General features: G+C 68.3%; 15 protein-coding genes. 8 read left to right on the plus strand and 7 right to left on the minus strand.

Going from position 1 to position 19570, the window contains the following annotated elements; translation table 11 throughout:
* Positions 1–57: 57 nt before the first annotated feature.
* The 8 genes from katE (at position 58) to glgB (ending at position 11712) form a co-directional block, all read left to right on the plus strand.
* Positions 58–2187 (plus strand): catalase HPII, encoded by a 2130-nt coding sequence (gene katE / locus HMPREF1224_RS41540; RefSeq protein ID WP_010794145.1) that lies wholly within the window; start codon positions 58–60, stop codon positions 2185–2187.
* A 96-nt stretch (positions 2188–2283) separates the two neighbouring features.
* Complete coding sequence (locus tag HMPREF1224_RS46030) at positions 2284–2418, plus strand: PSPA7_2676 family Cys-rich small protein (protein ID WP_003088917.1); 135 nt, start codon at positions 2284–2286, stop codon at positions 2416–2418.
* Positions 2415–2906: an MgtC/SapB family protein gene (locus tag HMPREF1224_RS41550; protein ID WP_003088919.1), complete on the plus strand. Its 492-nt coding sequence runs from the start codon at positions 2415–2417 to the stop codon at positions 2904–2906. The genes HMPREF1224_RS46030 and HMPREF1224_RS41550 overlap by 4 nt, the downstream gene beginning before the upstream one ends.
* Positions 2907–2919: 13 nt before the next feature.
* On the plus strand, positions 2920–3162 hold the full coding sequence (locus HMPREF1224_RS41555; protein WP_003088922.1) for a hypothetical protein: 243 nt from the start codon (positions 2920–2922) through the stop codon (positions 3160–3162).
* Between the two features lie 22 nt (positions 3163–3184).
* The gene (locus tag HMPREF1224_RS41560) at positions 3185–4066 is read left to right on the plus strand and encodes a non-homologous end joining protein Ku (RefSeq protein WP_003100825.1); all 882 of its coding nucleotides are present in this window, start codon (positions 3185–3187) and stop codon (positions 4064–4066) included.
* 143 nt (positions 4067–4209) lie between these two features.
* The gene (locus HMPREF1224_RS41565; RefSeq protein ID WP_003113645.1) at positions 4210–6204 is read left to right on the plus strand and encodes an alpha-1,4-glucan--maltose-1-phosphate maltosyltransferase; all 1995 of its coding nucleotides are present in this window, start codon (positions 4210–4212) and stop codon (positions 6202–6204) included.
* 10 nt (positions 6205–6214) lie between these two features.
* On the plus strand, positions 6215–9517 hold the full coding sequence (treS, locus tag HMPREF1224_RS41570; RefSeq protein ID WP_003088929.1) for a maltose alpha-D-glucosyltransferase: 3303 nt from the start codon (positions 6215–6217) through the stop codon (positions 9515–9517).
* The gene (gene glgB / locus HMPREF1224_RS41575; RefSeq protein ID WP_010794146.1) at positions 9514–11712 is read left to right on the plus strand and encodes a 1,4-alpha-glucan branching protein GlgB; all 2199 of its coding nucleotides are present in this window, start codon (positions 9514–9516) and stop codon (positions 11710–11712) included. Before treS ends, glgB begins: the two co-directional genes overlap by 4 nt.
* A 1-nt stretch (position 11713) precedes the next feature.
* On the opposite strand, the gene HMPREF1224_RS41580 is transcribed toward glgB, so the two are convergent.
* From HMPREF1224_RS41580 to glgX, 7 genes are all read right to left on the minus strand, one after another.
* On the minus strand, positions 11714–12709 hold the full coding sequence (locus HMPREF1224_RS41580) for a lysylphosphatidylglycerol synthase domain-containing protein (RefSeq protein WP_010794147.1): 996 nt from the start codon (positions 12707–12709) through the stop codon (positions 11714–11716).
* Positions 12706–13911 (minus strand): cardiolipin synthase ClsB, encoded by a 1206-nt coding sequence (gene clsB, locus HMPREF1224_RS41585; protein ID WP_003113648.1) that lies wholly within the window; start codon positions 13909–13911, stop codon positions 12706–12708. The genes HMPREF1224_RS41580 and clsB overlap by 4 nt, the downstream gene beginning before the upstream one ends.
* The gene (locus tag HMPREF1224_RS41590) at positions 13908–14645 is read right to left on the minus strand and encodes an endonuclease/exonuclease/phosphatase family protein (RefSeq protein ID WP_003118105.1); all 738 of its coding nucleotides are present in this window, start codon (positions 14643–14645) and stop codon (positions 13908–13910) included. Before HMPREF1224_RS41590 ends, clsB begins: the two co-directional genes overlap by 4 nt.
* The gene (locus tag HMPREF1224_RS41595) at positions 14642–15580 is read right to left on the minus strand and encodes a DUF72 domain-containing protein (protein ID WP_010794148.1); all 939 of its coding nucleotides are present in this window, start codon (positions 15578–15580) and stop codon (positions 14642–14644) included. Before HMPREF1224_RS41595 ends, HMPREF1224_RS41590 begins: the two co-directional genes overlap by 4 nt.
* A gap of 3 nt (positions 15581–15583) precedes the next feature.
* Complete coding sequence (locus tag HMPREF1224_RS41600) at positions 15584–16831, minus strand: zinc-dependent alcohol dehydrogenase (RefSeq protein WP_003088939.1); 1248 nt, start codon at positions 16829–16831, stop codon at positions 15584–15586.
* 66 nt (positions 16832–16897) lie between these two features.
* Complete coding sequence (locus HMPREF1224_RS41605; protein ID WP_003088942.1) at positions 16898–17314, minus strand: CBS domain-containing protein; 417 nt, start codon at positions 17312–17314, stop codon at positions 16898–16900.
* A 99-nt stretch (positions 17315–17413) separates the two neighbouring features.
* Positions 17414–19564, minus strand: a complete 2151-nt coding sequence (gene glgX / locus HMPREF1224_RS41610) for a glycogen debranching protein GlgX (RefSeq protein WP_003113651.1) — start codon at positions 19562–19564, stop codon at positions 17414–17416.
* Between the last annotated feature and the right edge of the window lie 6 nt (positions 19565–19570).

Below are 19570 nucleotides of genomic sequence, written 5' to 3' on the forward strand. Positions count from 1 at the left end.
GGCGGAGCAGGGAGGCATCCGCCCCATTTTCATGCCCAGGATGAGGAGAGGAAACCGATGAGCGAGCAGAACAACGAGCAGCGCAGCCAGGCGGCCGGCACCGACACCGTCGACCGTGGCAACAGCAACGCCAAGCTGGAACAGCTGGAGGCCTATCGCGAGGACGCCACCGGAGAGGCCCTGAGCACCAATACCGGCACCCGCATCGCCGATAACCAGAACACCCTGAAGGCCGGCGAGCGCGGACCGTCGTTGCTCGAAGACTTCATCATGCGCGAGAAGATCACCCACTTCGACCACGAGCGCATTCCCGAGCGCGTGGTCCACGCTCGTGGCTCGGCGGCGCATGGCTACTTCGAGGCCTACGAGGACCTCAGCGACCTGACCAAGGCCGGCTTCCTCGCCGAGGCGGGCAAGCGTACCCCGGTCTTCGTGCGTTTCTCCACCGTGCAGGGGCCGCGCGGGTCCGCGGATACGGTGCGTGACGTACGCGGCTTCGCCGTGAAGTTCTATACCGACGAAGGCAACTTCGACCTGGTCGGCAACAACATGCCGGTGTTCTTCATCCAGGATGCGATCAAGTTCCCCGACTTCGTCCATGCGGTGAAACCCGAACCGCACAACGAGATTCCCACCGGAGCGTCTGCCCACGACACCTTCTGGGACTTCGTTTCGCTGACCCCGGAGTCGGCGCACATGGTCATGTGGCTGATGTCCGATCGCGCCATTCCGATCGCCTACCGCAACATGCAGGGCTTCGGCGTGCACACCTTCCGCCTGGTCAACGCGGCCGGCGAGAGCGTGCTGGTCAAGTTCCACTGGCGACCGAAGTCCGGGACCTGCTCGCTGGTCTGGGACGAGGCGCAGAAGCTCGCCGGCAAGGACCCCGACTTCAACCGGCGGACCCTCTGGGAGGACATCGAGAAGGGCGACTATCCCGAATGGGAGCTGGGCCTGCAGGTGATCCCGGAGAACCAGCAGGACAGCTTCGACTTCGACCTGCTCGACCCCACCAAGCTGGTGCCCGAGGAGTTGGTGCCGGTAAGGGTGGTGGGGCGGATGGTACTCAACCGCAACCCCGACAATTTCTTCGCCGAGACCGAACAGGTGGCGTTCCACGTCGGCCACGTGGTCCCCGGAATCGACTTCACCAACGACCCGCTGTTGCAGGGTCGGCTGTTCTCCTATACCGACACCCAACTGCTGCGCCTGAGCGGGCCGAACTTCAACGAAATCCCGATCAACCGCCCGCTGTGTCCGTTCCACAACAACCAGCGCGACGCGCCGCACCGGCAGACCATCAACCGCGGCCGGGCTTCCTATGAACCGAACTCGATCGACGGCGGCTGGCCGAAGGAAACCCCGCCGGCGGCGCGCAACGGCGGCTTCTCCACCTACCACGAGCCGGTCAGCGGCAGCAAGCTGCGCAAGCGTGCCGACTCCTTCGCCGATCATTTCAGCCAGGCCGCATTGTTCTGGCACAGCATGAGCGAGGCCGAGCAGGCGCATATCGTCGCCGCCTACAGCTTCGAACTGTCCAAGGTCGAGCGGCAATCGATCCGTGAGCGCGAAGTCAACCAGATACTCCTCAACATCGATCCGCAACTGGCCGCCAGGGTCGCGGCGAACGTCGGTGTGCAGCTCGCCGCGCCGGCCAACCCGACACCGCAGCCGAAGCCGTCGCCGGCGCTGAGCCAGATGAACCTGCTGTCCGGCGATATCCGTTCGCGCAAGGTGGCGATCCTGATCGCCGACGGCGTCGCCGAGAGCGACGTCAGCGACCTGCGCGACGCGCTCCGCCAGGAGGGCGCGGACGCCAAGCTGATCGCGCCCAGCGCTTCGCCGGTGCAGGCCGAAAACGGTGCCGAACTGATCCCGGAGGGAACCTGGGACGGCCTGCCGTCGGTAGCCTTCGACGCGGTCTTCGTGCCTGGTGGCGCGGCCAGCAGCCAGGCCATCGGCGCGGACGGACGCGGCCTGCACTACCTGCTGGAAGCCTACAAGCACCTGAAGCCAGTGGCCTTCGCTGGCGATGCCCAGGCGCTGGCCAGCCAGCTTTCGTTGCCTGGCGACCCCGGCGTGGTGCTCGGCGCCACGGCCACCGATGTCTTCCCCGGTCTGCGCCAGGCATTGATGCAGCACCGGATCTGGCAGCGCGAGGCGGCGACCAAGGCGATCCCCGCCTGAGGAGCGCCGCTGGCGAATCCGATCGCACCTTCCCGTCGTCTCGTCGGTCACAGCTGGAAAGGGCGGCTGGCCGAGCGATTCGGCGGGAGGACCCGGATGACCTTGCGTTGCCTGATCGGCGGTTGCGACTGGTGCCGGCAACCGGCGTTGCGACTGGGTGAGGAAACCTTCGACTGCGAGCGCTGCCTGCGTTGCGGTGCCCTGCGCTACAGCGGGATACAACGCCGATGAGCGCCTGGGAGACGCTGTGGAAGATCCTCGGCGAGGAGTTCGCCGATCTCGCCGACTTCGAGCAGACCGCCCGCGCCGCGTTGCGCCTGCTGCTGGCGGCGGCGCTCGGCGCGGTACTCGGCTACGAGCGCGAGCAGAGCGGCAAGGCCGCCGGCCTGCGCACGCACATGCTGGTAACCCTCGGCGCGGCGCTGTTCGTCATGCCGCTGCAATTGCAGGGTGGCGGGGCGGACGCGCTGAGCCGGGTGATCCAGGGCACCGTCGCCGGCATCGGCTTCCTCTGCGCCGGCACCATCCTCAAGGCAGGTCGGGAAAGCCGGGTCAGGGGCCTGACCACCGCGGCGGGTCTCTGGGCCAGCACCGCCATAGGCGTCGCGGTCGGACTCGGTCACCAGGGTACCGCGGTGCTCGGGACGGTCCTGGCGCTACTGGTGCTGCATGTCCTGGCCTGCCTGAACCGTTCGCCGCCATCTTCCGATAGCCATTGAGGAGAGTTCCGTCATGTTCAAGGACTTCGACGCCTGTACCGCCTGGACCGACGCGATGCAGGAGCGCTGCCAGCCGGTCGGCCTGATCCTCTATCAGCCCAAGCGGCGTGGCGCGGCGGTACGCATGCTGTGGGTAGTGACCCCGGGTTGCAGTTGCCTGAGCGACGCCGAGACCGCCGCCGACAACCTGCTCCAGCGCATCACCGACATCGCCGCCGACGGCCGCGTGCGTTACGCGGACGGCGGCACGCTGTAACCATCAAGAGGAGGAAACCGGCATGGCGCGTGCGATCTGGAAAGGCGCGATCAGCTTCGGCCTGGTGCATATACCGGTGAGCCTGTCGGCGGCGACCTCGTCGCAGGGCATCGATTTCGACTGGCTCGACCAGCGCAGCATGGAGCCGGTCGGCTACAAGCGGGTGAACAAGGTCACCGGCAAGGAGATCGAGCGCGAGAACATCGTCAAGGGCGTGGAGTACGAAAAGGGCCGCTACGTGGTGCTGAGCGAGGAAGAAATCCGCGCGGCGCATCCCAAGTCGACCCAGACCATCGAGATCTTCGCTTTCGTCGATAGCCAGGAAATTCCCCTGCAGCACTTCGATACCCCGTACTACCTGGCCCCCGACCGGCGCGGAGGCAAGGTCTACGCGCTGCTCCGGGAGACCCTGGAGCGCACCGGCAAGGTCGCCCTGGCCAACGTCGTCCTGCACACCCGCCAGCACCTGGCGCTCCTGCGGCCTCTGCAGGACGCCCTGGTGCTGATCACCCTGCGCTGGCCGTCGCAGGTGCGCAGCCTGGATGGCCTGGAGCTGGACGAAAGCGTCACCGAGGCGAAACTCGACAAGCGCGAGCTGGAGATGGCCAAGCGCCTGGTGGAGGACATGGCCTCCCACTGGGAGCCGGACGAATACAAGGACAGCTTCAGCGACAAGATCATGAAGCTGGTCGAGGAAAAGGCCGCCAAGGGCCAGCTGCACGCGGTGGAGGAAGAGGAGGAGGTGGCTGGCAAGGGCGCCGACATCATCGATCTCACCGACCTGCTCAAGCGCAGCCTGCGTTCCCGCGCCGGCGGCGGCAAGGACAAGGGCAGCGAAAAGGCCGGGGCCGACGCGAAGGGTCGCGCCAAGTCCGGTGCCTCGCGTTCGCGGCGCAAGGCCTGAGGCGAGCCGCTGGGTAAATCAACCTGAACCAATCGGTCGCCGGCGGGCTCGGAATCAATGACCGTCCGCGCCGCCGGCCATTCGAGGCCGGCGGAAGCCTCGCGACCCATCGCCGAACCCACGTCCCGGAGGAGCGCGCCTCGATGAGTTCGATTGTCCGCAACAGCGACGATGATCCGCTGGTCATCGCCATCCAGCAGCCCCGTATCGCCATCGAGTCGGTCAGCCCTGTGGTGGAAGAGGGTGCCTATCCCGCGAAGACCGAGAGCGACCGCGACCTGCGCCTGGCCGCGCGAATCTTCGCCGATGGCCATGAGGTACTCGGTGCCGAGGTGGTCTGGCGGCGTGTCGGGGAAACCGCGGAGCGGCGCCTGCCGCTGCTGCCCGAAGGCAACGATTTCTGGAGCGCGCAGTTGCGCACGCCGCCCTGCGGCCGCCTGTACTTCCGTATCGAGGCCTGGATCGACCGTTTTGCCGGCTACCGCCGCGAATTGCGTGCCAAGCATGGCGCACGCCTGCCGCTGGACCTGGAGCTGCGCGAGGGCGACGAACTGCTGCAGCGCTGCGCCGAGCGCGGCGGTCCGGAGATCGCCGCCGCCTGTGCGCCGCTGGCCGAACGCCTGCAGGCCTGCCAGAGCGTCGAGGAGCGGGTGGCGCTGTGGCTGGCGGCGCAGACCGGCGAACTGTTGCGTCTGGTCGGCCCGCGCGAGCACCTGGTGCGCAGCCGCGAATACCCGGTGGAGGTGGAGCGACCGCTGGCGCGCTTCGCCAGTTGGTACGAGCTGTTTCCTCGCTCGGAAAGCGGCGACCCGACACGCCACGGTACCTTCGACGACGTGATCCGGCGCCTGCCGCAGATCGCCGCGATGGGCTTCGACGTTCTCTATTTCCCGCCGATCCACCCCATCGGCCGCACCCATCGCAAGGGCCGCAACAATTCCTTGCGTGCCGAGGCCGGCGACCCCGGCAGCCCGTATGCGATCGGCAGCGAGGAGGGCGGCCACGAGGCGATCCATCCCGAACTGGGCGACCGCGAGGATTTCCGCCGGCTGCTCGTTGCGGTGCGCGAGCACGGCATGGAACTGGCGCTGGACTTCGCCATCCAGTGCTCCCCCGACCACCCCTGGCTGCGCGAGCATCCCGGCTGGTTCGCCTGGCGTCCGGACGGTAGCTTGCGCTACGCGGAGAACCCGCCGAAGAAGTACGAGGACATCGTCAACGTCGACTTCTACGCCGAACAGGCCCTGCCGAGCCTGTGGGAAGCCTTGCGCGACGTGGTGCTGGGCTGGGTCGAGCAGGGCGTGACGCTGTTTCGCGTCGACAACCCGCACACCAAGCCACTGCCGTTCTGGGAGTGGCTGATCGCCGAGGTGCGCGGCCGCCATCCGCAGGTGATCTTCCTTTCCGAGGCGTTCACCCGCCCGGCGATGATGGCGCGCCTGGGCAAGGTCGGCTTCAGCCAGAGCTACACCTATTTCACCTGGCGCAACGACAAGCAGGAACTGGCGGAGTACTTCGCCGAACTCAACCAGCCACCCTGGCGCGACTGCTACCGGCCGAACTTCTTCGTCAACACCCCGGACATCAATCCCTGGTTCCTGCAACGCTCCGGCCGCCCCGGCTTCCTCATCCGTGCCGCCCTGGCGACCATGGGGTCGGGGCTGTGGGGCATGTACTCCGGCTTCGAGCTGTGCGAGGCGGCGGCCTTGCCGGGCAAGGAGGAGTACCTCGACTCGGAGAAATACCAGTTGCGTCCGCGCGACTACCAGGCGCCGGGCAACATCGTCGCCGAGATCGCCCGGCTCAACCGCATCCGCCGGGAAAACCCGGCATTGCAGACGCACCTCGGGTTCCAGGCCTACAACGCCTGGAACGACCGCATCCTGTATTTCGGCAAGCGCACCGCGGACCTCGCCAACTTCGTCCTGGTGGCGGTCTGCCTGGACCCGCACGAAGCCCAGGAGGCGCATTTCGAACTGCCGCTGTGGGAGTTCGGCCTGCCCGACGACGCCAGCCTCCAGGGCGAGGACCTGATGAACGGGCATCGCTGGGTCTGGCACGGCAAGGTCCAGTGGATGCGCATCGAACCCTGGCACCTGCCGTTCGGCATCTGGCGCGTGCGGCGCGTCGACGCATAAGGAGAAACCCATGGCCAGACGCGAGAAACCGGTCTTTCTCAACGACCCGCAATGGTACAAGGACGCGGTGATCTACCAGGTCCACGTGAAATCCTTCTACGACGCCAACAACGATGGCATCGGCGACTTCGCCGGGCTGATCGAGAAGCTCGACTACATCGCCGACCTCGGCGTGAACACTCTCTGGCTGCTGCCGTTCTACCCGTCGCCACGCCGCGACGACGGCTACGACATCGCCCAGTACCGTGGCGTGCACAGCGACTACGGCAGCCTCGCCGACGCCCGCCGGTTCATCGCCGAGGCCCATCGACGCGGTCTGCGGGTGATTACCGAGCTGGTGATCAACCACACCTCCGACCAGCATCCCTGGTTCATCCGCGCCCGCCACGCGAAGAAGGGGTCGCGCGCCCGCGACTACTACGTCTGGTCGGACAGCGACGAGAAATACCAGGGTACGCGGATCATCTTCATCGACACCGAGCAGTCCAACTGGACCTGGGACCCGGTAGCCCAACAGTACTACTGGCACCGCTTCTATTCCCACCAGCCGGACCTGAACTTCGACAACCCGCAGGTCCTGCGCGAGGTGCTCGGGGTGATGCGCTACTGGCTGGACATGGGCGTCGACGGCCTGCGCCTGGACGCGATTCCCTACCTGATCGAACGCGACGGCACCAGCAGCGAGAACCTGCCGGAGACCCACCAGGTGCTCAAGCGCATCCGCGCCGAGCTGGACGCGCACTATCCCGACCGCATGCTGCTGGCCGAGGCCAACCAGTGGCCGGAAGACACCCGGCCGTACTTCGGCGGCGAGGATGGCGGCGAGGGCGACGAATGCCACATGGCCTTCCACTTCCCGCTGATGCCGCGCATGTACATGGCCATCGCCCAGGAGGATCGCTATCCGATCACCGACATCCTGCGCCAGACCCCGGACATCCCGGCCAATTGCCAATGGGCGATCTTCCTGCGCAACCACGACGAGCTGACCCTGGAGATGGTCACCGACGACGAGCGCGACTATCTCTGGAACCACTATGCCGCCGACCGCCGCGCGCGCCTCAACCTGGGCATCCGCCGGCGCCTGGCGCCGCTGGTGGAGCGTGACCGGCGGCGCATCGAGCTGCTGCACAGCCTGCTGTTGTCGATGCCGGGCACGCCGACCCTGTACTACGGCGACGAGATCGGCATGGGCGACAACATCTACCTCGGCGACCGCGACGGCGTGCGGACCCCGATGCAGTGGTCGGTGGACCGCAACGGCGGCTTCTCCCGCGCCGACCCGGCGAAGCTGGTGCTGCCGCCGATCCTCGACCCGCTGTACGGCTACCAGACGATCAACGTCGAGGCGCAGGCGCGCGACCCGCATTCGCTGCTCAACTGGATGCGCCGCCTGCTCGCCGTGCGCAGCCAGCAGAAGGCCTTCGGCCGCGGCAGCCTGAAGATGCTCGCGCCGAGCAACCGACGGATCCTCGCCTACCTGCGCGAATACGCCGAGGGCGAACGGCAGGACAGCATCCTCTGCGTGGCCAACCTGTCGCGCGCGGCCCAGGCGGTGGAACTGGACCTCGCCAGCCATGCCGGCAAGGTGCCGGTGGAGATGATCGGCGGCATGTCGTTCCCGCCGATCGGCGAGCTGACCTACCTGCTGACCCTGCCGCCCTACGGCTTCTACTGGTTCTACCTGGCCGACGCGACGCAGATGCCGAGCTGGCACGTGGCCGCCGACGAGCGCCTGCCGGAACTGCCGACCCTGGTGGTCAAGCAGCGCCTCGGCGAGCTGCTGCAGGGCGCATCGCGGAACATCCTGGAAGGCGAGACGCTGCCGGCCTACCTGCCGAAGCGCCGCTGGTTCGCCGGCGAGAAAGGCCAGCCACGGCTCTGCTACATCGTTCCGCTGGACGAGGCGGAGCCGCGCTGTGCGTTGTGCGAAGTGGAGATCGACGGGCTGCGCTACCAGTTGCCGCTGGGCTTCCTCGACGCCGACCAGCGCGGCGACAGCCTGCCTCAGTTGCTGGCCCTGGCGCGCCTGCGGCGCGGTCGCAAGGTCGGCCTGCTGACCGACGCCGCCAGCCTGCCGCTGTTCGCCCGCAAGGTCCTCGCGCAACTCCGCGCCGAGGCGGTGATCGCCCACGGCGACGGCGAGATCCAGTTCATCCCGGCGGCGGGACTGGCGGAAATGGACGACATCGCCGACGAAGACGTCCTGCCGTTCTCGGTGGAGCAGTCCAACAGCTCGATCCGCTTCGGCGAGCGCATGGTCCTCAAGGTGCTGCGCAAGATCCTTCCGGGGCTGCACCCGGAAATCGAGGTCGGCGGCTACCTGACCCGCCACGGCTACCCCGGCATCGCCCCGTTGCTCGGCGAGGTACGGCGGGTCGGCGCGGATGGCGAGCCGCACACGCTGATGATCCTGCAGGGCTACCTGAACAACCAGGGCGACGCCTGGAACTGGACCCTGGACAACCTGGAGCGAGCCGTGCGCGACGAGATATCCGCGGCCAGCGAGGCGCTCGAAGGGCAATACGACAGCCTCGCCGAACTGCGCGGCTTCGCCGCCAACCTCGGCGCCCGGCTCGGCGAGATGCACAGCGTACTGGCCGGCGAGTCGGACGATCCGGCCTTCGGCAGCCGCGAGAGCGACGAAGCCAGCGTCCAGGCCTGGGCGCTGCGCATCGCCGAACAGTTGCGCGAAGCCGGCAAACGCCTGAGCGAGCCGCCACGGCCGTTGCAGGGCGAGGCGGCGGAACAGGCGCGGCGCCTGCTGGAACGCCTGCCGGCGCTGCTCGAACGCCTGCCGCTGCTGGCCCGGCAGGCAGCCGGCGGGCTGCTGATCAGGGTTCACGGCGACCTGCACCTGGGCCAGGTGCTGATGGTCCAGGGCGACGCACGCTTCATCGACTTCGAGGGCGAGCCGGCGCGCAGCCTGGAAGAGCGCCGCCAGCGTCACAGTCCGATGAAGGACGTCGGCGGCATGCTGCGCTCGTTCGACTACGCGGCGGCGATGGTCCTGCGCAACGCGCAGAGCACCGATAGCTCGGAACAGGCCGACAGCGCCCGGCGCAAGGTCGCCATGCGCTATCGCAGCGAAGCCCGCGATGCCTTCCTGGCCGGCTATCGGGCCGCCGCGGCGGGTCTCATGCACGCCTGGCACGGTCGCGAAGGCGAGGGGGCGGCGCTGGCCCTGGCCTGCCTGGAAAAGGCCGCCTACGAACTGCTCTACGAAGCCGACTACCGCCCCGACTGGCTGGAAGTGCCTCTCGCCGGTCTGGCCGAACTCACCGAACACCTCCTGAAGGGCAAGAACCGATGAGCGAACCGATGTCCGAACGCGAACGCTGGCAACTGGAGCTGGACAAGCTGCAGCGCGGCCTGCAGGGCGACCCATTCGCCTTCCTCGGCCCGCAGCGCGACCCCGGCGGCGAAGGCGGCGTGCTGCGCGCCTACCTGCCCGGCGCGCAGCGCGTCGAGCTGCTCGACGAAGACGGCGCGACGCTCGCCGAACTGGAGCAGAGCGACCCCGGCAGCGGCTTGTTCCAGCGCCACCTGGAGCGCCTGCCACCGCGCTACAGCCTGCGCGTGCACTGGCCGGACGGCGTGCAGGAAAGCGAAGACCCCTATGCCTTCGGGCCGTTGCTCGGCGAACTCGACCTCTACCTGTTCGCCGAAGGCAACCACCGCCAACTGGCCTCCTGCCTGGGCGCGCAACTGACCCGTCACGAAGGCGTGGAGGGCGTGCGCTTCGCGGTCTGGGCGCCGAACGCCGTGCGCGTCTCGGTGGTCGGTGATTTCAACGGCTGGGACGGGCGCCGTCACCCGATGCGACGACGCTATCCATCCGGCGTCTGGGAACTGTTCGTCCCGCGCCTCGGCGAGGGCGAACTGTACAAGTACGAGTTGCAGGGCCACGACGGCCTCCTGCCGCTGAAGGCCGACCCCCTGGCGCTGGCCTGCGAGACGCCGCCCGGAACCGCTTCGAAGACCTGCGCGGCGTTGCGCCACGAGTGGCGCGACCAGGACTGGCTGGCCCGGCGCGCGGAGCGCCAGGGCTATGCGGCACCGCTGTCGATCTACGAAGTCCACGCCGGCTCCTGGCGCCACCGCGACGGCCGGCCGCCGCACTGGTCGGAACTGGCGGAGGAGCTGATTCCCTACGTGCGCCAGCTCGGCTTCACCCATATCGAGCTGATGCCGGTGATGGAACATCCCTTCGGCGGCTCCTGGGGCTACCAGCCGCTCGGGTTGTTCGCCCCCACCGCGCGCTACGGCACGCGGGAGGACTTCGCCGCGTTCGTCGACGCCTGCCACCAGGCCGGCATCGGCGTGATCCTCGACTGGGTGCCGGCGCATTTTCCCACCGACGCCCACGGCCTGGGCCGTTTCGACGGCACGGCGCTGTACGAGTACGAACATCCCTTCGAAGGCTTCCACCAGGACTGGGATACCTACATCTACAACCTTGGCCGCAGCGAGGTGCACGGCTTCATGCTGGCCTCGGCGCTGCACTGGCTGCGCACCTACCACGTCGACGGCCTGCGGGTGGATGCGGTGGCCTCGATGCTCTATCGCGACTATTCGCGCAAGGAAGGCGAATGGCTGCCGAACCGCCATGGCGGCCGGGAGAACCTGGAGGCCATCGACTTCCTCCATCACCTCAACCAGGTGGTCGCCAGCGAAACCCCCGGCGCGCTGGTGATCGCCGAGGAATCCACCGCCTGGCCCGGCGTCAGCCGTCCGGTGGCGGAGGGCGGCCTGGGCTTCAGCCATAAGTGGAACATGGGCTGGATGCACGACAGCCTGGCGTACATCGGCGAAGACCCGCTGCACCGGCGCTATCACCACCACCAGTTGACCTTCGGCCTGCTCTACGCCTTCTCCGAGCATTTCATCCTGCCGATCTCCCACGACGAGGTGGTACATGGCAAGCACTCGCTACTGGACAAGATGCCCGGCGACCGCTGGCAGAAGTTCGCCAACCTGCGCCTGTACCTGAGCTTCATGTGGTCGCACCCGGGCAAGAAGCTGCTGTTCATGGGATGCGAGTTCGGCCAGTGGCGCGAGTGGAACCACGACGGCGAACTGGACTGGTACCTGCTGCGCTATCCGGAGCATCAGGGCGTACAGGACCTAGTGGCGGCCCTCAACCGGCTGTACCGCGAACTCCCCGCACTGCATGCGCGGGACGGCGAGGCGCTCGGCTTCGAATGGCTGATCGGCGACGACCAGGCGAACAGTGTCTACGCCTGGCTGCGCCACGCGGCCGGCGAGCCATCGCTGCTGGCGGTACACAATTTCACCCCGGTGCCGCGCCAGGGCTATCGGATCGGCGTACCGCAAGGCGGCGACTGGGACGTGCTGCTCAATAGCGACGCCCAGGCGTTCGCCGGTTCCGGCGCAGGCAGCCAGGGCCGCGTCTCCAGCGAGTCGTGCGGCGCCCATGGCCAGGCGCAGTCCCTGGTGCTCGACCTGCCGCCGCTGGGCACGCTGCTGCTGCGTCCGGCCGGCTGAGTCAGGCCTGGCCCTGGCGCAGGCGGCGCTGTTTGCGGCGCAGGCGGATCGCCCGGCGCTCCAACAGCAGGTAGACCACGCAGGCCAGCGCCAGGGGTAGGAGGAAATACAGCACCCGGTAGCCGATCAACGCGGCCAGCAGCACGCCCTGGGACAGGCGCCCCTGGAGCAGGGCGATGAACACCGCTTCGAGCACCCCGAGCCCGGCCGGGATATGGGTGATGACCCCGGCGATGCTGCTGATCAGGAGGATCGCCAGGACGCTCTGGTAATCCACGCTGTGCGGCAGCAGGCTGTACAGCAGGAGCGCCATCAGCGACCAGTTGCTCGCTCCGAGCAGGCCTTGCAGGGCCGCCAGCCGCCAGGACGGCAGGGTCAGCCGATGCTCGCGCCAGCCCCAGGCGCGGCGTCGGGCGAAACGGCAGGCCAGCAGGTAGCCTGCGGCCAGCGCCAGGAGCAGGGCGCCGATCAGGCGCAGGCCGTCGCTGCCGAGCTTCCAGCCCGGCGGCAAGGCCGGCAGGCCGCAGCTGAACAGGATGCCGGCGAGCAGCAGGTAGCCGAACCAGTTGGTCACCAGGCTGAAGGTGAGGATCCGGGTGATATCGGCGATGTCCAGGCCGAGCCGACTGTACAGGCGATAGCGCAGCGCCACGGCGCCGACCCAGGAACTCAGGTTGAGGTTGAACGCATTGCACACGAACGCCACGGTGAAGACCCGCCGCTTGGGCAGCGAGTGGCCGATGTAGTAGCGGCTGAGCAGGTCGAAGCTGCTGAACACCGTATAGCCGGCGGCCGCCAGCAGCAGCCCGAGGAACAGGGTCGCGGGGCGATACTCGCCGAGGGCGTGGCGGACTTCCTGCCAGTCGAGATTCTTCACCAGCAGGAACAGCAGCACCGGGACCAGCACGAAGAACGCCAGGGTCAGCAGCCTGCGCAGCCAGCGCCAGTGAGAGCGGCGCGGCGGCGTCGAGGTGGCTTCGTGACCGCTGCCGTTCATGGGTTGCCCCGCTGGCCCTGGCGTTCCTGCCAGCGCCGCGACGGACGCGGCTCCAGCGATTTCAGGCGCGGCAGATGGGCGGGTACCCAACCGGCGATAGCCGGAAAGTGCCTGGAAAAGTGGAAGCCGAGGAAGATCAGCGGCGCTCGCCACCAGTAGCCGCGCCTCGCGTGGCGGCGGCTGATGCGCCGGCAGTGGCGGCGCGCCAGCTCGCGCAGGTGCTGGTAGAGCTGGCCGTTGAAGGCGACGTCGCGGATCACCAGGTTGGCCTCCAGGTTCAGCGACAGGCTGAGGGGATCGAGATTGCTCGAACCGATGGTCGACCAGTCGTCGTCGATCACCGCGACCTTGCCGTGCAGCGGACGCTGGCAGTATTCGTGGATACGCACGCCCTCGCGCAGCAGGTAGTCGTAGAGCAGCCGGCTGCACAGGCGCACCAGCGGCATGTCCGGCATGCCCTGTAGTACCAGGTCGACGCGCACGCCGCGGCGCGCCGCATCGCGCAGCTCGCGAAGCAGGCGGTAGCCGGGGAAGAAATAGGCGTTGGCGATCAGCAGGCGTCGCCGCGCCTGGCGGATCGCCTGCAGGTACTCGCGCTCGATGTCGTCGCTGGACTGGTCGTTGTCGCGGATCACCAGGCGCACCCGCGCCGGCTGCCCGGCGCCCGACGGCCGCAACGGCGGGTAGTCGGCGTCCGGTTCGAGCAGCGCCAGGCAGGCCTGGCGGATATCGCGCACCACCGGGCCCTCGACGCGCACCGCGTAGTCCTGCTTGGCCATGTTGCCGCGACGTACCAGGTGGTCCTCGCCGTAATTGATGCCGCCGACGAAGGCCTGCCGGCGATCGATCACCACCAGCTTGCGGTGCAACCGGCGAAACAGGTTGGTGCGCATGCCGAGCAGGCGCGGGCGCGGGTCGAACAGGTGCACGCGAACCCCGGAGGCGGTCAGCCTGGCCAGGTAGTCCGGGCTGAGCGAGGCGGTGCCGTAGCCGTCCACCGTGACCTGCACCTCGACACCGCGCTCGGCGGCGGCGCTGAGGGCTTCCTGCAACTGCCGGCCGACCTCGTCCTCGAAGATGATGAAGGTTTCCAGGAGGATCTCCCGGCGCGCCTCGGCGATGCACTGGAACAGGCGCGGAAAGTACTCTTCGCCGTTGATCAGCAGTTCTACGCGGTTGCCGTCGCGCCAGGGGAAGTTCATGGCTCCACCTCCACCGCCAGCGGCAGGTGGTCGGACAGGTGCGACCAGGGCCGCCGCGAGAGGATGCGCGGCTGGCGCCCGCGGGCATTGCGCAGGTAAATGCGGTCCAGCGGCAGCACCGGCCAGCGCGCCGGGAAGCTGCGCGCCGGCCGGCCCTGGGCGCCGACGAAGACTTCGCGCAGGCCGCAACCGGCGAGCAGTTGGTCAGCGCGCTGGCGCCAGTCGTTGAAGTCGCCGGCGACCACCACCGGCTCGCGCTCCGGCAGGCCCGCCACCAGTTCGCAGAGCAGTTGCAACTGGCGCTGGCGCTGCGCCTCGCGCAATCCCAGGTGCACGCAGACCGCGTGCAGCGGACGGCCGATGTCGATCACCGCATGCAACAGGCCGCGCTCCTCGTTGCCCGCCACCGAGACGTCGAGGTTGCGGTGGGCGAGGATCGGATGCTTGGAGAGCACGGCATTGCCATGGTGGCCTTCGGGATACACCGCGTTGCGCCCGTAGGCGAACTGCGGCCACATGCTGTCGGCCAGATACTCGTATTGCGGCGCCGGCGGCCAGGACGGCAGGCGCGCGGCGTGCAGGCTATGGGAGCCGAGGACCTCCTGGAGGAACACCAGGTCGGCACCGACGCTGCGCACCGCTTCGCGCAACTCCGGCAGGATGAAGCGCCGATTGAACGGGTTGAAACCCTTGTGGGTGTTCACCGTCAGCACCTGCAGGCGCGGCAGGATCATGCGGCACTCTCCCGCAGGTCATCGGGCAACTGTCCGGGCACCGTGCGCAGGCTGCCGTCGAGTTCCAGCAGCTGCAGGAGACGCCGGGCGTCGTAGGGTGCGCGCACCTTGACGTCGTTGTCGAAGTAGCAGTACAGGTCGCGCGCCGTCGCCTTCGCCGGGGCGTCCTGGCTGGCCCGGCGCAGGTCGTCGGCCTGGTCGCCGCCGGCCCAGGCGCGGATCCGTGCCTGCCACTGGCCCAGGGCCGCTTCCGAATAGCCGCTGCGGTACAGTTCCTTGTCGCCATGCAGGCGCAGGTAGAGGAAGTCGGCGCAGACGTCGCCGAGCAGCGGCCACTTGCCGGCGGTATCGGCCACCACCAGGGCAACCCGGTATTCGCGCAGCAGCTCGATGAACGTCGGGTCGACGAAGCTCTCATGGCGGATTTCCACGGCATGCCGCAGGCGCTGCGCCGGATCGCCGTCGAGGTAGCCCTCGCGGTGCAGGCGCGCGGCGCTGTGCCGGGCGAGCGTCTGCGCGGCGGCGCCGTCGCGCGGCAGGCGGGCGAGGAAATCGGCGAACAGCTCGCGGTCGAAGCGCATGCTCGGCGGGAACTGCCAGAGGAACGGGCCGAGGCGCTGGCGCAGGGCGAGGGGGCCGGAGGCGAAGAAGTTCGCCAGCGGCTCGTCGATCTCGCGCAGTCGCCGCACGTGGGTGATGTAACGCGGGGCCTTGACGCTGAAAACGAAGTCCTCGGGGGTGTCCTCGGCCCAGCCGCGGAAGCGCTCGGGCGTCTGCAGGGCGTAGAAGGTGCCGTTGATCTCGATGCTGTTCACCGCCCGCGAGGCGAAGCGCAGTTCGTCCTTCTGGCGCAGCCCCTCGGGATAGAAGTCACCTCTCCAGGGGGCATAGCGCCAGCCGGAAATGCCGATGCGCAGGCGTGCCGGTGCGCTCATGCATCACCCCCGGGCGCCGCTTTCCGGCGTCGGCCGGCGCGCCAGTTCGTCCACCGCGCGTTCGTCGAGGCGTTCCTCGCTGCCCTCGACCTGGCGCTTCTGCGGCACCAGTTCGACCTTGATCCAGCCGGTCTCGCGGCGGTCGAAGGCTTCGAAGGCCTCGATGGCGTCGCCGATCGGCTTCACCTGGGTGAGGATCTTCGCCGGGTCGATGCGTCCGCTGAGCACATGTTCGAGCAGCAGCGGAATGTACTTGCGGTGGTGGCAGTTGCCCATGCGGATGGTCAGGTTGCGGTTCATCGCCAGGCCGATGGGAAACTGCCGCGAGTCTTCGGCGTAGACGCCGATGATCGACAGGGTGCCGGCCTTGGCCAGGCCCTGCACCGCCCACTCCAGGGCCTGTGCGGGGGCGTTGCCGGGACTCCAGCTGGTGCCCTCCTGGCGCGGCGCCGGGGTGGCGGTGCCATGGCTGTGCTCGGCGTCCACGCCGACGGCGTCGATGGCGCGGTCCACGCCGATCCCGGCGGTCAGCCAGCGCAGGGCCTGGACCGGATCCTCGCGCTCGAAGTCGATCACTTCGGCGCCTTGCTGGCGGGCCATGTGCAGGCGGTCCGGGTGGCGGTCGATGGCGAACACCCTGGCGGCGCCGAGGAGCAACGCGCTGGCGATGGCGAACTGGCCGACCGGACCGCAGCCGAACACGGCGACGGTGTTGCCGGGGGCGATACCGGCCAGTTCGGCGCCGAAGTAACCGGTGGGGAAGATGTCTGACAGGAGTATCGCCTGGTCGTCGCTGATGCTGCTGGGCAGGCGGATCAGGCCGATGTTGGCATAGGGAATCCGCGCTTTCTCGGCTTGCAGCCCATGGAAGCCGCCGTTGGCCCGGGGACCGCCGAAGAACGCGGTGCCGGCCTGGCTGCCGCCGGGGTTGGCGACGTCGCACTGGGCGTAGTAGCCGGCTCGGCAATACACGCAATTGCCGCAGGCGATGGTCGAGGGAATCACCACCCGGTCGCCGACCTGCAGGTTGCGCACTTCGTCGCCGAGCGCCTCGACGATGCCCACGCCCTCATGGCCGAGGATGGTTCCCGGACGCATGCCGCCGACGCTGCCACGGACGAAGTGCAGGTCGGTGCCGCAGATCGCCGAGGCGGTCAGCCGCACGATGGCGTCGGTGGGCTCCTGCAGGCGCGGCTCCGCCACGTCTTCCAGGCGGATGTCGCCGATGTCATGGAATACCACGGCTTTCATGGCGTTCTCCCGGTTGGGGCCCGGCCTCGGCCGGAATGGCAAAGGCGGGCCGGGTGGAAGAAAGGCTCAGTAGTGGGCCTGGGCGACGCCCTGCAGGACGGTGGCGCTGGAGGCCTGGTCGCGGCAGCTGGCGATGTTGCCCAGGGAAACCACGCCGACCAGCCGCTTCTCGCGGTTGAGCACCGGCAGGCGGCGCATCTGGATGTCGGCCATGTTGCGGGCCACGTGCTGGACGTCTTCGTCTTCGAAGCAATAGTGGATGTCGCCGCTCATGATGCGGCCCAGCGGGGTATCCCCGGACAGGCCGCCGGCTACCGCGCGGATGGCGATGTCGCGATCGGTGATCATCCCGACCAGGCGGTCGCCTTCGCCGACCAGCAGGGCGCCGCTGTCGATCCTCGCCATGGTGGCGGCCGCCTCGCGGATGCTCTGCTGCGGGTCGGCGACCTGGACGTTGCGGGTCATGATGTCGCTGATCTTCATGCTGTCCTCCTGTGTAGGGTGGATGTGCGGGCGCCGCGTGCGGCACCTACAGGTTCCGACTGGAGGTGCCGGGGGCGGTTCAGCTTTTTTCCCCGCCGTTCATCCTTCCGCTCCGGCGCCCGGCGGTTGTAGCTCGAACAGCAGGAAACTGCGGCCGCCGACCAGGAACTCGCTGGCGAACGGGTAGCGTTCGCCGAGCGGGTCCTCCGGCCGTTGGGTATCCAGCAGGCAGGTCCAGCCGCTGCCCTCGGCCACCTCGGGAAGACGGAAGGACACCGCGTCGTGGTAGGCATTGAGGATCAGCAGCAGGGTGGCATCCTCACCGCTGCGCAGGATCCCGGTGGGTTGCGCGCGGCCATCGAGGAGCACGCCGAGACAGCGGGCGTGCTCGTCGTGCCAGTGTTCCTCGGTCATCTCCTCGCCGCCGGGCGCCAGCCAGGTGACGTCCTTGACACCCAGCGCCTCGTTGTACTCGCCGACCAGGAAGCGCCCCCTGCGCAGGATCGGATAGCGTTGGCGCAGGGCCAGCAGGCGCTGGGTGAAGGCCAGCAGCGAACGGCCCTCGTCGTCCAGCCGCCAGTCGATCCAGCCCAGTTCGTTGTCCTGGCAATAGACATTGTTGTTGCCCTGCTGGGTGCGGCTGAACTCGTCGCCGGCGACCAGCATCGGGGTGCCCTGGGACAGCAGCAGGGTGGACAGCAGGTTGCGCATCTGGCGCAGGCGCAGGGCGCGGATCTCCGGGTCGTCGGTGGGGCCCTCGCAGCCGTGGTTCCAGGACAGGTTGTGGTCGCTGCCGTCGGCGTTGTTCTCGCCGTTGGCCTCGTTGTGCTTGTGATCGTAGGAAACCACGTCGCGCAGGGTGAAGCCGTCGTGGGCGGTGACGAAGTTCACCGACGCGTAGGGCCGCCGTCCACGCTGGTCGTAGAGATCGCCGGAGGCGGTTAGGCGCCGCGCCAGTTCCGGCAGCATGCCGTCGTCGCCGCGCCAGTAGGCGCGCACGCAATCGCGGAAACGGTCGTTCCATTCCGCCCAGCCGGGCGGGAAGCCGCCTACCTGGTAGCCGCCGGGGCCGCAATCCCAGGGTTCGGCGATCAGCTTGCACTTGCTCAGCACCGGGTCCTGGCGGCAGGCGACGAGGAAGCCGTGGCGCTCGTCGAAACCGTCCGGATGGCGGCCGAGGATGGTCGCCAGGTCGAAGCGGAAGCCGTCCACGCGCATCTCCGTGGCCCAGTAGCGCAGCGAGTCGGTGACCATCTGCAACACGCAGGGGTGGCTGAGGTCGAGGGTGTTGCCGGTGCCGGAATCGTTGATGTAGTAGCGGCGCTGGTCGGGCATCAGGCGGTAGTACGAGGCGTTGTCGATGCCGCGCATGCACAGGGTCGGACCCAGCTCGTTGCCTTCCGCGGTGTGGTTGTAGACCACGTCGAGGATCAGCTCCAGTCCGGCGTCGTGGAGGTGCGCGACCATCTCCTTGAACTCGTTGACCTGGCCGCTGGCGAGGTAGGCCGGGTGCGGGGCGAAGAAGGCGATGCTGTTGTAGCCCCAGTAATTGCTCATACCGTTTTCCAGCAGGTGCTTGTCGTCGACGAAACCGTGGATCGGCAGCAGCTCGACGCTGGTCACCCCGAGCCGGCGGATGTGCGCCAGCAGGTCGGCGTTCATCAGTCCGGCGAAGGTCCCGCGAACCGCCTCCGGGACCTGCGGATGGCGCATGCTGAGGCCGCGCAGGTGGGCTTCGTAGATCACCGTGCGGTCCCAGGGGACGCGTACCGGCGGACGCTCGGCCCAGGTGAAGGCCGGATCGATGACCTTCGACTTGGGCACGAAGGGCGCGCTGTCGCGCTCGTCGAAGCTGAGGTCGGCGTCGGCCGAGCCGATGGTGTAGCCGAACAGCGCCTCGGACCAGCGCAGGCGGCCGACCAACTGCTTGGCGTAGGGATCGAGGAGCAATTTGTTGGGATTGAAGCGGTGGCCGGCATCCGGCTCGTAGGGACCGTGCACCCGGTAGCCGTAGATCTGCCCCGGGTGGGCGTCGGGCAGGTAGCCGTGCCAGATCTCGTCGGTGTACTCGGGCAATTCGATGCGCTCGATCTCCTTTTCCCCGCGCGCGTCGAACAGGCACAGCTCGACCTTGGTCGCGTGGGCCGAGAACAGCGCGAAATTGACGCCGAGGCCGTCCCAGGTGGCGCCAAGGGGGAAGGGGTGCCCTTCGCTGATCCGCGAAGGAGCGGGGCTACGCTTTCTGCTCATGCACTG

It is taken from the genome of Pseudomonas sp. P179 (assembly GCF_000478485.2).
Lineage (GTDB): Bacteria > Pseudomonadota > Gammaproteobacteria > Pseudomonadales > Pseudomonadaceae > Pseudomonas > Pseudomonas aeruginosa.

Excerpts from the sequence above, each read along its gene's own strand:
- glgB (WP_010794146.1), top strand. The coding sequence starts at position 9,514 with ATGAGCGAACCGATGTCCGAACGCGAACGCTGGCAACTGGAGCTGGAC.
- glgX (WP_003113651.1), bottom strand. The coding sequence starts at position 19,564 with ATGAGCAGAAAGCGTAGCCCCGCTCCTTCGCGGATCAGCGAAGGGCAC.
- HMPREF1224_RS41590 (WP_003118105.1), bottom strand. The coding sequence starts at position 14,645 with ATGATCCTGCCGCGCCTGCAGGTGCTGACGGTGAACACCCACAAGGGT.
- HMPREF1224_RS41555 (WP_003088922.1), top strand. The coding sequence starts at position 2,920 with ATGTTCAAGGACTTCGACGCCTGTACCGCCTGGACCGACGCGATGCAG.
- HMPREF1224_RS41580 (WP_010794147.1), bottom strand. The coding sequence starts at position 12,709 with ATGAACGGCAGCGGTCACGAAGCCACCTCGACGCCGCCGCGCCGCTCT.
- katE (WP_010794145.1), top strand. The coding sequence starts at position 58 with ATGAGCGAGCAGAACAACGAGCAGCGCAGCCAGGCGGCCGGCACCGAC.
- treS (WP_003088929.1), top strand. The coding sequence starts at position 6,215 with ATGGCCAGACGCGAGAAACCGGTCTTTCTCAACGACCCGCAATGGTAC.
- HMPREF1224_RS41605 (WP_003088942.1), bottom strand. The coding sequence starts at position 17,314 with ATGAAGATCAGCGACATCATGACCCGCAACGTCCAGGTCGCCGACCCG.
- HMPREF1224_RS41550 (WP_003088919.1), top strand. The coding sequence starts at position 2,415 with ATGAGCGCCTGGGAGACGCTGTGGAAGATCCTCGGCGAGGAGTTCGCC.
- HMPREF1224_RS41595 (WP_010794148.1), bottom strand. The coding sequence starts at position 15,580 with ATGAGCGCACCGGCACGCCTGCGCATCGGCATTTCCGGCTGGCGCTAT.
- clsB (WP_003113648.1), bottom strand. The coding sequence starts at position 13,911 with ATGAACTTCCCCTGGCGCGACGGCAACCGCGTAGAACTGCTGATCAAC.
- HMPREF1224_RS41565 (WP_003113645.1), top strand. The coding sequence starts at position 4,210 with ATGAGTTCGATTGTCCGCAACAGCGACGATGATCCGCTGGTCATCGCC.
- HMPREF1224_RS41600 (WP_003088939.1), bottom strand. The coding sequence starts at position 16,831 with ATGAAAGCCGTGGTATTCCATGACATCGGCGACATCCGCCTGGAAGAC.
- HMPREF1224_RS41560 (WP_003100825.1), top strand. The coding sequence starts at position 3,185 with ATGGCGCGTGCGATCTGGAAAGGCGCGATCAGCTTCGGCCTGGTGCAT.
- HMPREF1224_RS46030 (WP_003088917.1), top strand. The coding sequence starts at position 2,284 with ATGACCTTGCGTTGCCTGATCGGCGGTTGCGACTGGTGCCGGCAACCG.